This window comes from Bacillus sp. DB-2 (assembly GCF_003315125.1).
GTDB lineage: Bacteria > Bacillota > Bacilli > Bacillales > Bacillaceae_G > Bacillus_A > Bacillus_A mycoides.
The window spans coordinates 219,987-233,393 of record NZ_QNRN01000003.1 but is presented as its reverse complement, the minus strand read 5'-3'; the positions used below and the strand labels follow the sequence as shown (position 1 = coordinate 233,393).

At 40.6% G+C, this 13,407-nt stretch carries 12 protein-coding genes and 1 pseudogene (1 of these 13 cut by a window edge); all 13 read right to left on the bottom strand.

What is annotated here, in order from left to right; genetic code table 11:
- Positions 1-129: 129 nt before the first annotated feature.
- Positions 130-1,149, bottom strand: a complete 1,020-nt coding sequence (gene spoIID / locus DET63_RS06640) for a stage II sporulation protein D (protein ID WP_113936200.1) — start codon at positions 1,147-1,149, stop codon at positions 130-132.
- A gap of 407 nt (positions 1,150-1,556) precedes the next feature.
- Positions 1,557-2,861, bottom strand: coding sequence for a UDP-N-acetylglucosamine 1-carboxyvinyltransferase (gene murA / locus DET63_RS06635; RefSeq protein WP_002068497.1), 1,305 nt, complete (start codon positions 2,859-2,861; stop codon positions 1,557-1,559).
- Positions 2,862-2,900: 39 nt separating this feature from the next.
- Positions 2,901-3,605: a YwmB family TATA-box binding protein gene (locus DET63_RS06630; RefSeq protein ID WP_002139032.1), complete on the bottom strand. Its 705-nt coding sequence runs from the start codon at positions 3,603-3,605 to the stop codon at positions 2,901-2,903.
- Between the two features lie 51 nt (positions 3,606-3,656).
- Positions 3,657-3,893: a DUF1146 family protein gene (locus tag DET63_RS06625; RefSeq protein WP_113936199.1), complete on the bottom strand. Its 237-nt coding sequence runs from the start codon at positions 3,891-3,893 to the stop codon at positions 3,657-3,659.
- A 208-nt stretch (positions 3,894-4,101) separates the two neighbouring features.
- On the bottom strand, positions 4,102-5,616 hold the full coding sequence (gene nuoN, locus DET63_RS06620; RefSeq protein ID WP_113936315.1) for an NADH-quinone oxidoreductase subunit NuoN: 1,515 nt from the start codon (positions 5,614-5,616) through the stop codon (positions 4,102-4,104).
- A gap of 7 nt (positions 5,617-5,623) precedes the next feature.
- Positions 5,624-7,126 (bottom strand): NADH-quinone oxidoreductase subunit M, encoded by a 1,503-nt coding sequence (locus DET63_RS06615; protein ID WP_113936198.1) that lies wholly within the window; start codon positions 7,124-7,126, stop codon positions 5,624-5,626.
- The gene (gene nuoL, locus DET63_RS06610) at positions 7,123-8,985 is read right to left on the bottom strand and encodes an NADH-quinone oxidoreductase subunit L (RefSeq protein ID WP_113936197.1); all 1,863 of its coding nucleotides are present in this window, start codon (positions 8,983-8,985) and stop codon (positions 7,123-7,125) included. The genes DET63_RS06615 and nuoL overlap by 4 nt, the downstream gene beginning before the upstream one ends.
- Positions 8,986-9,014: 29 nt before the next feature.
- Entirely contained in the window at positions 9,015-9,329 is a 315-nt protein-coding gene (nuoK, locus tag DET63_RS06605) for an NADH-quinone oxidoreductase subunit NuoK (RefSeq protein WP_000100081.1), read from the bottom strand.
- Entirely contained in the window at positions 9,322-9,846 is a 525-nt protein-coding gene (locus tag DET63_RS06600; protein WP_001012819.1) for an NADH-quinone oxidoreductase subunit J, read from the bottom strand. Before DET63_RS06600 ends, nuoK begins: the two co-directional genes overlap by 8 nt.
- Complete coding sequence (nuoI, locus tag DET63_RS06595; RefSeq protein WP_000677191.1) at positions 9,843-10,262, bottom strand: NADH-quinone oxidoreductase subunit NuoI; 420 nt, start codon at positions 10,260-10,262, stop codon at positions 9,843-9,845. The genes DET63_RS06600 and nuoI overlap by 4 nt, the downstream gene beginning before the upstream one ends.
- Positions 10,263-10,287: 25 nt before the next feature.
- Positions 10,288-11,289: an NADH-quinone oxidoreductase subunit NuoH gene (nuoH, locus tag DET63_RS06590; RefSeq protein ID WP_002068471.1), complete on the bottom strand. Its 1,002-nt coding sequence runs from the start codon at positions 11,287-11,289 to the stop codon at positions 10,288-10,290.
- Positions 11,289-12,389, bottom strand: a complete 1,101-nt coding sequence (gene nuoD, locus DET63_RS06585) for an NADH-quinone oxidoreductase subunit NuoD (RefSeq protein ID WP_113936196.1) — start codon at positions 12,387-12,389, stop codon at positions 11,289-11,291. The genes nuoH and nuoD overlap by 1 nt, the downstream gene beginning before the upstream one ends.
- A gap of 3 nt (positions 12,390-12,392) precedes the next feature.
- Positions 12,393-13,407 (bottom strand): annotated as a pseudogene (locus DET63_RS06580) (NADH-quinone oxidoreductase subunit C); it runs 446 nt beyond the window's last position.

Genomic DNA, 13,407 nt, shown 5'->3' with positions numbered 1-13,407 from the left:
GTTTTTTAGTTCATTATACCAAACAAATAATGGAAAATTACGATATTTTAAGCAGAACAAAAAGGAGCTATTTTAAATTAGCTCCTTTTTTACTATGTCGAAAAATCACTATACGTCCAATCCTACAGCCTATTTTTTCACCATCAATTTTCCTTCATAATCATTCATCGTCTTTATTTCAATGCCTTTATAGTAATGAGCAACTATCTCTGTATATTTCTTACCTTCCGCTGCCATGCCATTCGCTCCGTATTGGCTCATACCAACGCCGTGACCGAACCCTTTCGTCGTAACGGTGATGTTATCTCCTTCTTGTTTCCACGTAAAGTCTGAGGAGCGTAAGTCTAATTTTTCACGAACTTGTTTTCCTGTTAATGTTTTCCCTTGAAACTCTACATCCTTTACTCGCTTTCCTTCCGTAAGGTCTTTAATATTACCAACCTTTCCGTTTGCTAGTACTTTCACACCGAGACGTTTTTGAAAATCAGCTACTGTGAATTTTTGCTCACTCGTAAATTTTGGAGAGGCTTGATCCCACGGACTATCTACGCTTTTCAAGTACGGATAATCATTTCCCCAATAATCAGCTGCATTTTCTGTTCGTCCGTTACTCGTTGAGAAGAAGGATGCTGAAATTGGTTTTCCATCATACGTTAAAACTTGTCCTGCGGTTTTCGAAACGGCTTCCTCAATTTTCTTTAAATTACTTTCGTAGTTATTACCCCATTGTTTCTTCAATTCCTCTTTGCTTTTGTACACTTGATCTTTCACCGTATCTGTCACGTCCGCATTGTTTTTCTTACCTCCGCTTAGCATACGCTGCACTACAAATGTTCTTGCTGCTAATGCCTGCGCCTTTAGCGCCTCTATTTCAAAGCTGGCATTCATCTCAGAAGCTACTACACCGGCCACATACTCCTCCATAGGTAATGTTTCTACCTTCTTCTGCTGATCACGATATACAGCAACTTGAACCGCTGTATCCACTTTCCCTGGAGCTGGTATACTTTCTATCGCTGGAGGAGTTTTAGAAGCTGCTCCTTCCCCTACTTTTGCTTTCGCAAACGGAATAACAAGAGCAGCAGGTACAATGATAACGAGCGCTATTAAGAGCGCTACTGTAATGAAAAGCGGCTTTGAAAATTTCATCCTATTCCCCCAATATAAAGTGAAACTTTAATCAGTGGGGGGTTTTGTTCATCCCCCACTGATTATTAGTTGAACCAATCGGGCATTTACGGGCAGCCCGACTCCCACTTAACTTCTTTGCTTCAGCCGAATTTTGAGGTGGGAGTTTTACTGACCGTTAATGCGGGATAAAGTTGGATTCCTTTCATTCTTATGGAAATACGGGATCTTTTAGAACATACTTGGGGGTATCGATATAAAGTGAAACTTTAATCAGTGGGGTTTTACTGACCGCAAATAGTGGAATAAAACAAAAATTTTCTAAATATTTTTACTGAGACGTGCATAAGTATAGAATTTATTGACTATAACAGTAATAACCCAAAAAAAAATAGCCCCTATGTCAAAAGACATAGAGACTACTTCAATTAAGCGTGAAGATCAGAAACTTCTTGTTCTTTCACTTCTTCTACTTTTTCGTTTACACGTTCAATAGTTGCACCTAATGCAGCTAATTTCTTATGGAAGTCTACATAACCGCGGTCAAGATGTTTTAACTCTGTTACACGAGTATAACCTTCTGATACTAAACCAGCTAAGATTAATGCTGCTGCAGCACGTAAATCAGTTGCGCCAACTTCAGCTCCTTGCAAGCTACTTGGACCGTTCATAATTACAGAACGACCTTCGATTTTAATATCAGCATTCATACGACGGAATTCTTCAACGTGCATAAAGCGGTTTTCGAATACCGTTTCTGTAATCATACTTGTTCCATCAGCATGTAGTAATAATGCCATCATTTGTGATTGCATGTCTGTTGGGAAACCTGGATGAGGCATAGTTTTAATATCAACCGCTTTTAACTTATCTGGGCCGATAACACGTACACCTTCATTTTCCTCAATAATTTTAACACCCATTTCTTCCATTTTCGCTGTAATTGAGCGTAAATGTTCAGGCACAGCATTTTCAATTAAGATGTCTCCACCTGTAATTGCCGCTGCAACCATGAATGTTCCTGCTTCAATACGGTCAGGAATAATAGGGTGGTTTGCACCATATAATTTTTCAACGCCTTCAATACGAATCGTTCCAGTTCCAGCTCCGCGTACTTTCGCTCCCATTGCATTTAAGAAGTTAGCTAAGTCAACAATTTCTGGCTCTTTCGCTGCGTTTTCAAGGACTGTTGTCCCTTTTGCTAATGTAGCTGCAGACATAATGTTTTCTGTCGCGCCTACGCTTGGGAAGTCTAAATAAATTTTAGCTCCTTTTAGTTCGCCCTCTACGTGTGCCTCAACAAATCCGTTACCAACTTTTACTTTCGCTCCCATTGCTTCGAAGCCTTTTAAATGTTGGTCAATTGGACGTGAACCAATTGCACATCCACCAGGAAGTGCAATACGAGCACGACCGTTACGTGCTAATAATGGTCCCATTACTTGAACAGATGCACGCATCTTACGTACATACTCAAATGGTGCTTCAATGTTTAATTCTTTAGAAGAATCGATTGTTACTTGGTTATTTTCAAATACGACTTCAGCATTTAAATGACGTAATACCTCGTTAATTGTGTATACATCAGATAATACTGGTACTTCAGATAGTACATTCTTTCCGTCACTCGCTAATAGGGCTGCAGCGATTATAGGTAATACAGCATTTTTTGCGCCCTCAACACGCACTGTGCCGCTTAACCGCTTTCCGCCACGGACGATGATCTTTTCCAAATTATTCCCCTCCGTGTCCTTTTTTCAGTATCTATTCACTCAATACTCAGAAGTTATGATCGGTGTGCCAACCACAATTGTATCTTTGTTGTTTGTAGAACGTATTGCTATTTGCACATTTATTTTCTCTCTATTTGTTGAAAGAGCGTCATTCCACTTTTTATTATATGCGGAGACTGATACAAATGCTCTTTCTTCTATCTGTTCGATCGCTCTTGCTGAAAGATCTTTCAAAACCTGATTGGTTTTATTTTGCAAAACACCTTCAATCTTATCATTCAGTACACCTTGAACACAAGTGTAAATTATAGGTTTTTCACTAAAAATTTTATCCATGTTCTGAACGTACTTCGGGTCCCATTTCGCCCCGCTCACTTCAAAAATAATAAAAGTGTTTTCTTTAGTATTTTCCTTACTCCAAGTTACTACTATTCGTTCTTCATGTGAAGAAGATTTTTTATAGGATGTAGCCTTATATCCATCTGGAGATTGTTCTAATTCCCAACTTTCGATGTTTGCCTCTTCCTTCACATCGTTTAACAATTTTTGAAACGTATGTATATTAGAAATTGTTTTCGTTTCTCGCGCTAACCATGACCACCGCTCTACTTTTGCATCGTTCTTCTCTAAAGCTGCAATCATGCTCTCCATTTTCTGTTCATCGCTTATAGGTTTCATCTCTTTATATCCAACCAAAAATAAAACAACACTTACGATAACGATAAGAATGGCTTTAAACTTCAATTTCATCCCCTCCTATCCCCATTGTTAACGGAGATATGAGGTTCTATACACTTACTTTACTAAATACGTTAAACTCTTTGAATAGCCTAAATAATCAAGGAAAAAGTTACTTACAGATGTCCCAATTGCAATTGTAATTAGGATAAGTAATACTCTCGTCTGCATCAATTTTCCAGACTTCATTAAGCGCTCAATGTGAATACCTTGTAAGGCCCACCACGTAATGGTAATAAACAATAAATGCGAAACAATGGCAATCAGTGCTTGTTGCCCTAAAAGATGTGCCAAAAAATCGACCCCTTTTTTTGCTTGGCTACTACTTACGCAAAATGTAAAAAACGATACCATAAATAAGTAGGAGCCACACTTTTTCAAACGTAAATAAGCATCTTACATCGTAATTTTCTCTCGGAAAACATATACCTATAGACGTTTTCATTTGCTGTTACTCCAAAATAAAAAGCGTAGAGTACGGACTCTACACCTTTTATTTCCACTATTGTACCACGTTCCCCAAGAAGAAGAAATCCTTCATTAATGGAAAATGTTCATAAAAGAAATTGTAACCAATCATCGGCATAATCCCTAGTATTACAATTGAAATTGCGCAAAGACTCATGACAATCTTTATATTTAACGGTAATCGGAGCTTTTCTTCTGTCTCTCCCTTGCGGAAAAACATTTGCTGTAATATTCGGAAATAATATACGAATGAAATAACCGTCGTCCCCATCATAATAGAAGCTAATACGTAATGAGCAGGTTCAACATGAAGTGCCCCTAAAAAAATGTTAATTTTTCCGATGAAACCTGCTGTCCCCGGTATTCCAGCTAACGATAAAATAAAGATCGTCATCACTATAGCTGTAAAGGGGGATCGCTTATATAACCCTGTAAAAATCGTCATATTTTCCTTATCATTTTGTAAGATTAATCCGTGGATGATTGCAAATGCTCCTATATTCATAAGCATATATGCAAGCATATAAAACCACATACTATCCATCGTAAACTGCGATAGCGCTACAAGAGGGACTAGCAAATACCCAGCATGCGCGATACCTGAATAGGCAAATAGACGTTTTACGTTGTATTGCTTTAATGCTACTACGTTCCCAACAATCATTGTAATACTAGCTAGTACCGCAATGTATATACTCATACGCCCGTACAAAGATTGTGCGTCTCCTTGGATTGCCACACCTGCAAACACCATAAGAAACAAACGCGTAATGAGTAGAAAACCAGCAATTTTAGAAATCGTTCCGAGAAAAGCAGTGACAGGTGTAGCCGCTCCCTCATACACATCTGGTGCCCACATATGAAATGGCACTGTTGCAATTTTGAATGAGAGTCCAACGAGCAAAAGTAGAAATGCGAGAGCTAACAATAACTGAATGCCCCCGGCCAATCCTTGCGTAAATACCTTTTGAATTTCCACTATGTTGGTCGACCCTGTAATACCGTATAAATAACTCATTCCAAAGAGTGTAATTGCTGTTCCAATTCCTCCATTAATGACATATTTCATTGCAGCCTCATTCGATGCACGGTTTCTTTTTCGGATTCCTACTAAAATATAGGAAGAAAGCGAAAGCAACTCTAAACCAACGAACAATGTGATGAAATCAACGCTAGACGCCATGAACATCGCTCCAAGAAGCGCCATTAAAAACAAATAATAATATTCCCCTTTATCTTGAATAGGCTCCTTCTTGTCATCGCTTATTGCCATACATAAAACGAGAGCTGCTCCGCCTAATAACAACGTTTTAAATCCTTTTGAAAATCCATCTAGTACAAACGATCCATTTAAAATATCTCCTGCCGGTTCGCTATATAGCGTCATTAATGACACTATCGCTAACAAGGTAGCGGCAATTGCACCAATCGCAACGTACCTATGGTTTAGCTTAAAAAACAAATCACATATGGAAAGAAGGATGGCTGCCCCGAGAATAATGAATTCTGGTACCATGAGATGCCATGATAAGCTAAGTAACGTGTTCATATCCATCCTACTTCACCCCCAATGTTTTCAATGTAGTTTGAAGTGGATCCCCTAGTAGTTCTGGCATTACCCCAATTGCAATAATACAAACGATAAGCACTATAACAGGAACGTACTCCCATCCGTGTATATCAAATTTCGCTTCCCATTCTTTCTTACCAAATATCACTTGAAGTGTCGCTCTTAATACGTATACAGCGGTTAAAATAATTCCAATTACACCGGCAGCCGCGATAACAGGTTTCCCTTGGAATAAACCGAGAAAGGCAAGGAATTCGCTAATAAATCCGGACATCCCTGGCATTCCAAGCGATGCCATACCGCCCGCTAGGAAGAAACCGCTAAGCACCGGAACACTTTTTGCAAGTCCACCAAGTGCTGTAATATCCGAAGTCCCGAAACGCTCTTCAATAATGCCAAGCAAGAAGAAGAGTAAGGCCGCAATTAAACCGTGAGACACAACTTGGAACAATGCCCCTTGTGTACCTGGTGCATTTAACGCTGCCAGCCCCATTAATACAATGCCCATATGCGAAATACTAGAGTAAGCAAGTACCTTTCTAAAGTCCGTTTGGATGAGTGCTAGAAAGGCCCCATACAATAAATTAATTACCCCTAAAACCGCAATTAGCGTTGCAAAATCACGAAAATATTCTGGGAATAATCCTTTCCCGAAGCGAACAATACCGTACGCGCCAATCTTCAGCAAAACCCCCGCGTGAAGCATAACTACAGCAGGATGCGCTTCTATGTGTACATTGACCATCCAGCGATGTAAAGGGAAAACAGGGAGTTTAATCGCAAAAGCAATCATTATGGCAAGAAACAAGCCGAACTGTACGCTACTTGAGACAGCCATTCCTCCCCCAGCACCTACACTCGTTAATATTTCTTTAAGCTCCGCAATATTTGTTGTACCTGTTTTCGCAAATAAAACCGAGAAAACGATAAGTAAAATAGCTGATCCAATACCGTTATATATTAAATAACTATATGCAGCCTTTTCACTCGACAATTTCCCCCACTTGCCAATTAATAAAAACATTGGTGGCAACGTAATCTCAAAGAACATGAAGAACAACATTAAATTTTGAGCAGCGAAGACACCGAGCATACCTATTTCTAACATGAGTAACAGCATGTAGAATGCTTTCAAATTTCTTTTAATAGAAAATGCCGCAATAGCTGCAAGCATCGCTAGAAGGGCTGTGAGCACCATCATTACAAGCGATAAGCCATCAATACCGAGCTCGTAATAAATTGAAAACCACCTTTTGTCCACTGCTGTGAAATCCCCAAATTTAATCCATTTCACTTTTTCATCAAATATCGATAAGCTCTTTCCTGAAGCGTATGTACAAGCAAGAACGATAGCAATTCCAAATGGAAGCGCCGTTCCGAATAAACCAAGCGCCTGCACTGTACGCGATTCTCGTTTCGGTGTTAATAAAAGCAAGAGAATTCCTAAAAGCGGGGAAAAAATGAAGAACGTTAATAGCAATCCATTCACCGTAAATCCCCTCCCGTATATAACAAAATAATTAGGAGAACTGCGAGCGAAACTGCTGTTACAGTTCCGTACACTTGTACATTCCCGTTTTGAAGCCGCGATCCTAGACCACTCATACCTTTAACGAGTCCAGCAATTAAAACTGCGATTCCTTCTACAACGTATACTTCAAATAAGCGAAGCACATGAGCGATTCCTTTCGTAATAGGAAGCACCGTCACATTGTATAGTTCATCCACATAATATTTTCCTTTCAAAAGGTTATAAAGAGGCGTCCCTTCTCCGCCGGCCCAATCTCTAGAGATAGATTTCTTGCCGTATATGAAATATGCAAGGGCAATTCCCGCAAATGAAACGAGCGTCGCAACAACCATAATCCAAACAGGTCCATGCACTTCCTTCACCTGGAATCCTATATCTTTCGTAAGCCAATCCCCAAGAAACGTTCCGAACCACGGTGTATTTATATAACCTGCAACTACCGCAAGAACACCAAGGACAATCATCGGATACGTCATTGTGCGAGGTGATTCATGCACCTCTTCCTCCGTCTTCGTTTCCCCTGTAAAAACAAGAAAGTATAGACGGAACATATAAAATGCTGTTAGAAATGCCGCAATTACTGCTAAAACGAATAGAAAGTAATTGCCATTCATCCAAGCCGCCGCTAAAATTTCATCTTTACTAAAAAATCCGGAAAGCAGAGGAACACCACTAATTGCAAGTGTGCCTATTAAAAATAGTGCACCGGTTACTTTCATCTTTTTCTGTAAACCGCCCATTTTATTAATGTTTTGCGTATGGACTGCATGAATTACGCTTCCTGCTGCCAGGAACAATAATGCTTTAAAAAAGGCGTGTGTCGTTAAGTGAAAGATACCAGCTACATAACCCGCCGAGCCTAGCGCAAGCATCATATACCCGAGCTGACTAACTGTAGAGTAAGCAAGAACCCTCTTAATATCAGTTTGTACTAGACCAATAGAGGCCGCAAAGATTGCGGTGAAAGCCCCAACGATTGCCACAGTTTGCATCGCTACCGCACTTGCTGAAAATAGCGGGAACATTGTCGCTACTAAATATACGCCGGCTGCAACCATCGTTGCCGCGTGAATAAGTGCCGAAACAGGCGTCGGTCCTTCCATTGCATCTGGCAACCATGTATGAAGCGGGAACTGACCCGATTTCCCCATCGCACCGATAAAAATTAATATCGCCGTTATTGTAATCATAGAAGGAGAGAGGTCGCCCGTATGAATCGCTTTAAAAATCGCGTCATATTCAAAACTACCTGCGTGCCAAAAAATTAATATCATCCCAATAAATAGCCCAACATCCCCAATGCGTGTCATAATAAAAGCCTTTTTCGCAGCAGCCTTCGCTTCTTCTTTAAAGAAATAAAAACCGATAAGTAAAAACGAACCAAGGCCGACTAACTCCCAAAATATATAAAGCTGTAATAAATTTGTCGATATAACTAGCCCAAGCATCGCAAAGGTAAAGAGCCCTAAATATGCATAAAAGGTTGGTAATCTGGTGTCACCTTTCATATAACCTTTTGAGTACACATGTACAAGAAAACTCACAAGCGTAACGATAAACAACATTAAAGCCCCTAATGCGGTAACTTCAAAACCAAATGATATATCTATATCTCCTACCCTAAGCCATACCCACTTATGCTTCACTGCCTCGGATGAAAACCGTTCTATTAGTACCACTACCGCGGATATAAAGGAGAGAAAGGTAAAGAAAATACCTAGTACACTACTTCCCTCTCTAATTTTCTTCCCGAACATAATAAGTAACAAAAACGAAACAAGCGGGAAAAGCGGTATGAGCCATGCATAATCGATCATTGTTTCCTTCCCCCTTTTCGGTCACAATGCTATCCTTTGAGCGTATCCATCTCATCTACATGAACTGTCGGGCGATTACGGTACAAAGCAATCAAAATTGCAAGACCTACCGCTGCCTCCGCTGCCGCTACAGACATCGTAAACAGCGAAAAAATTTGTCCTGTTAAATTCGGAAACAAGCCTAATTTACTAAACGCTACTAAATTTAAATTGGCGGCGTTTAACATCAATTCGATACAAACTAGTACAATTACTGTATTTCGCTTTGTTAAAGCTCCAAATAAGCCGATGCAAAACAAAATAATCGCAAGTGTTAAATACGCAGAAGCCGGAACGCTACTCATGGGAATCCTCCTCTCCCTCATCCTTCTTCGCAAGGATAATCGCTCCTACAAGTGCTACAAGTAAAATAACTGAGGTTAATTCGAATGGAATAATATATTTTGAATAGAGAAGTGTACCGATTTGAAGTGTGTTATTTTCATGGAGAGGTAAACTTCCTTGTGTGCTTTGATTTGAAAAATCGATACTATTAACAGCGAAATACATAACTGCTCCAAATGCTACAACCGCAAAGAAGATAATCCATTTTCGAAGAGTAAGGCGCGATTCATTTTCCGCGTTATGTTTCGTTAACATAATGCCAAAAATCATAATAATAGTGATTGCACCAGAGTAAAGTAAAATTTGTGCCACTCCGATAAATTCGGCTGATAAGAGAAAGTACAAACCCGCAATGCTAAGGAACGTAAGCACAAGGGCCAGCATCATATGCATTACTTTCGTTAAATTCAGCATAAGAACGCCGCCGATAATCGCAGACAAGGATAATATAAAGAAAGCTACAAACTCGCCATTCATGCTTTATTCTCCTTCCTGACGTTCTCGTCGTTCTCGTCAAGCCACTGCAAATTTTTAAATAAATCATCACGTGAATACTCTGCGAGTTCAAAGTTATTTGTCATTACAATCGCCTCTGTCGGGCAAACTTCTGTACATAAATCGCAAAGAATACAAATTTCAAAATTAATATCATACGTGTCGATAATTTTCCCTTTTTTCGTAGGATCAGGATGTTTTTTTCCTGTTAATTGAATGCAATCTGTCGGACAAATGTTGGAACACTGATTACAAACAATACATTTCTCTGGATAAAACTTTTGAATACCTCGAAAGCGGTCTGGTAATGGCAACGGTTGATTTGGATAATCATACGTCACCTTTTTCTTACTCAAATTACTAAGCGTATATTTTAACCCTTTAAATAGTCCTTTCATCTCTTGCTGGCACCCCCTTTATAGATTAGAAGAATAGCTCCTTAATCAATGCCGTTAAGAAAATATTTGCAAGTGCGATTGGTAATAATACTTTCCATCCAAACTCCATTAACTGGTCACCTCTTATACGCGGGAACGTAACACGGAACCAAATCAATAGAAAGACCACACTGCTGAATTTTAAAGCAAACCATACGGCTCCTGGAATAAATCCAAGGAACATAACTGGATTCCATCCGCCTAAAAAGAGTACTGTAATTAAAGATGACATCCCGAAGAAATACACATACTCTGAAAGCATGAAAAACGCCCAGCGAAAACCTGAGTATTCCGTATGGTATCCTGAAACAAGTTCTGACTCCGCTTCTGGTAAATCAAACGGCGTCCTATTTAACTCTGCAACTGCCGCGATTAAGAAAATGACGAAACCGATTGGCTGTGCGAAAATGTACCATACCTTCTCCTGCGCCGCTACAATTTCATTCAAGTTAAGACTACCAGCTAACAAAACGACACCAATTACACTCATCACAAGTGGAATCTCATAAGAAATCATTTGTGCCGCCGCACGCATCCCTCCTAAAAGGGAATACTTATTATTTGATGCCCATCCCCCAGTTACAACTCCGATCGTCGTAATCCCAGAAACAGCAATGTAATACAGTAACCCTACGCCAATATCCGCGAACTGAAATTTATCGGTAAACGGGATAACCGCAAGTACCATAAATGCTGGTGCGAATGCAATAACAGGTGCTAATATAAACAACGGTTTATCAGCAGCTTTCGGAATGCTATCTTCTTTTAATAATAGTTTCAAAACATCAGCTACCGTTTGGAGTAAACCGAACCGGCCCCCAACTTGATTTGGTCCAATCCGTCCTTGCATAAATCCCATCACTTTCCGTTCTGCCAAAATACCGTATGTAACGAAGCCAAGGACTGCAAATAATAGAAGCACCGCTAACCCGAAAAAAATGAAGAAATTCGTCCAGCTTGAAGGTGATTGTAAGAGCGTCTCAATCATTAGCCGTCAACCTCCCCAAGTACAATATCAACCCCACCTAAAATCGTAATTAAATTGGCGATATTTTCACCTTTCAATAATTTCGGTAAGATTTGCAAATTATAAAAAGACGGTCTGCGAAATTTCAAACGGTACGGCTCTTTCTTTCCATCACTAGCAATATAACAGCCAATCTCCCCGCGTGGTGACTCTATACGGACGAACGCTTCTCCCTTAGGTGCTTTAATAATTTTCGGGACTTTCGCCAGCACAGCGCCGTCTTTCGGGAACTGCTCGGCTGCTTGCTCAATAATTTTCAATGACTCCTCAATTTCCTCCATCCGGCAAACGTAACGATCCCAAGCATCTCCCGTGCTCCCAACAGGAACATCAAAGTCAAAACGATCATAAATAGAATACGGCTCATCTTTGCGAAGATCAAAGTGGACTCCCGTGCACCGCAAATTTGCGCCGCTTAAAGAATACGAGATCGCCTCTTCCGCGCTATATACGCCAACGCCCTTCACACGATTTAAGAAAATTTCATTTCCGCTAACGAGGTCGTGGTAACCTGCCAATTGCTCTCTCATATACGGAACAAACTCTTTCACCTTTTCAATCCAGCCGTCTGGCGCATCCCACTTCACACCGCCAACTCTCATATAGTTGAAAGTAAGCCTTGCACCGCACAATTCACTTAATAAATTTATAATCATCTCTCGTTCACGAAAGGCATATAAAAATGGACTAACCGCTCCTATATCAAGCAAGTTCGTTCCCCACCAGACGAGATGGCTCGCAACCCTCCCAAGCTCCATCGCAAGCACCCGTAAATATTCAGCACGCTCTGGAATCTCAAGATCCATCATCGTCTCTACAGCGTGGCAAAGGACGTAATTATTCGTCATTGCTGATAAATAGTCCATTCGATCTGTATACGGGATAATTTGTGTATATTGCAAGCTCTCAGCAATCTTTTCTGTTCCGCGATGCAAATATCCGATAACCGGTGTAGCCTCTTTAATAATTTCCCCGTCAATCTTAATTACAAGCCGAAACACACCATGTGTACTCGGATGCTGCGGCCCTACATTTAAGAGCATCTCTTCCGTACGGATCACAAGCTACACCTCCACATCATACGGTTCATAATCTTTCCTAAGCGGATACCCCACCCAATCATCCGGCATTAAAATGCGAGATAAATTAGGATGACCTTCAAATATAATACCGAGCAAATCATACGCTTCACGCTCCGGCCAATCTGCCCCTTTCCAAAGCGGCGTCACTGATTTCACTTGCGGCGCTTCCCTATCCAGCTTTACCTTCACTGCTACTGACTGTTTCTTTCCATATGAAAATAAATGAACGTATACTTCCATGTGTGTCACAAAATCTGTCGCATGTAGCTCTGACATATAATCAAAAGCAAGTCCTTCATGGAATCTTAGCAATTCCATCACTTCATAATATTTCGAAGGCTCCGCCACAAGCGTTGGAACATCTTTTGAAAGCTTATTAATATAGGAATCTACTAATGCATATTCTCCTACCCTCTCCTTAACAACCTCCACATAGCGATTTAAATATGGTTGGTTAACTGATGGTTCTTCCTGCTGCAGCTCGTCTTCTATCTTATTTACAGATCCCTTTGCCCTTGCCGCAGCAGCGGCTTTCGCTTTCACGGCTGCAATTGCCTTTGCTTTCTCATCTCCAGAATCCTCCTCACCTTGTGAGGCTTTCTGCTTCGCTAACGCTGCTGCTTTTGCTTTTGCAGCTGCTACGGCCTTCGCTTTGGCTTTTTCTTCGTCCGTTACTTCTTCTGATCCTTCTCGCTTCTGCTTCGCTAATACCGCTGCTTTTGCTTTTGCGGCTGCTGCAGCTTTCGCCTTCGCTTTGGCTTTTTCTTCGTCCGTTACTTCTTCTAATCCTTCTCGCTTCTGCTTCGCTAATACCGCTGCTTTTGCTTTTGCGGCTGCTGCGGCCTTTGCCTTCGCTTTGGCTTTTTCTTCGTCTGTTACTTCTTCTGATCCTTCTCGCTTTTGCTTCGCTAATACCGCTGCTTTTGCTTTTGCGGCTGCTGCGGCCTTTGCCTTCGCTTTGGCTTTTTCTTCGTCTGTTACTTCTTCTGATCCTTCT

Excerpts from the sequence above, each read along its gene's own strand:
- spoIID (WP_113936200.1), bottom strand. The coding sequence starts at position 1,149 with ATGAAATTTTCAAAGCCGCTTTTCATTACAGTAGCGCTCTTAATAGCG.
- nuoN (WP_113936315.1), bottom strand. The coding sequence starts at position 5,616 with ATGAACACGTTACTTAGCTTATCATGGCATCTCATGGTACCAGAATTC.
- nuoL (WP_113936197.1), bottom strand. The coding sequence starts at position 8,985 with ATGATCGATTATGCATGGCTCATACCGCTTTTCCCGCTTGTTTCGTTT.
- nuoK (WP_000100081.1), bottom strand. The coding sequence starts at position 9,329 with ATGAGTAGCGTTCCGGCTTCTGCGTATTTAACACTTGCGATTATTTTG.
- DET63_RS06600 (WP_001012819.1), bottom strand. The coding sequence starts at position 9,846 with ATGAATGGCGAGTTTGTAGCTTTCTTTATATTATCCTTGTCTGCGATT.
- nuoI (WP_000677191.1), bottom strand. The coding sequence starts at position 10,262 with ATGAAAGGACTATTTAAAGGGTTAAAATATACGCTTAGTAATTTGAGT.
- nuoH (WP_002068471.1), bottom strand. The coding sequence starts at position 11,289 with ATGATTGAGACGCTCTTACAATCACCTTCAAGCTGGACGAATTTCTTC.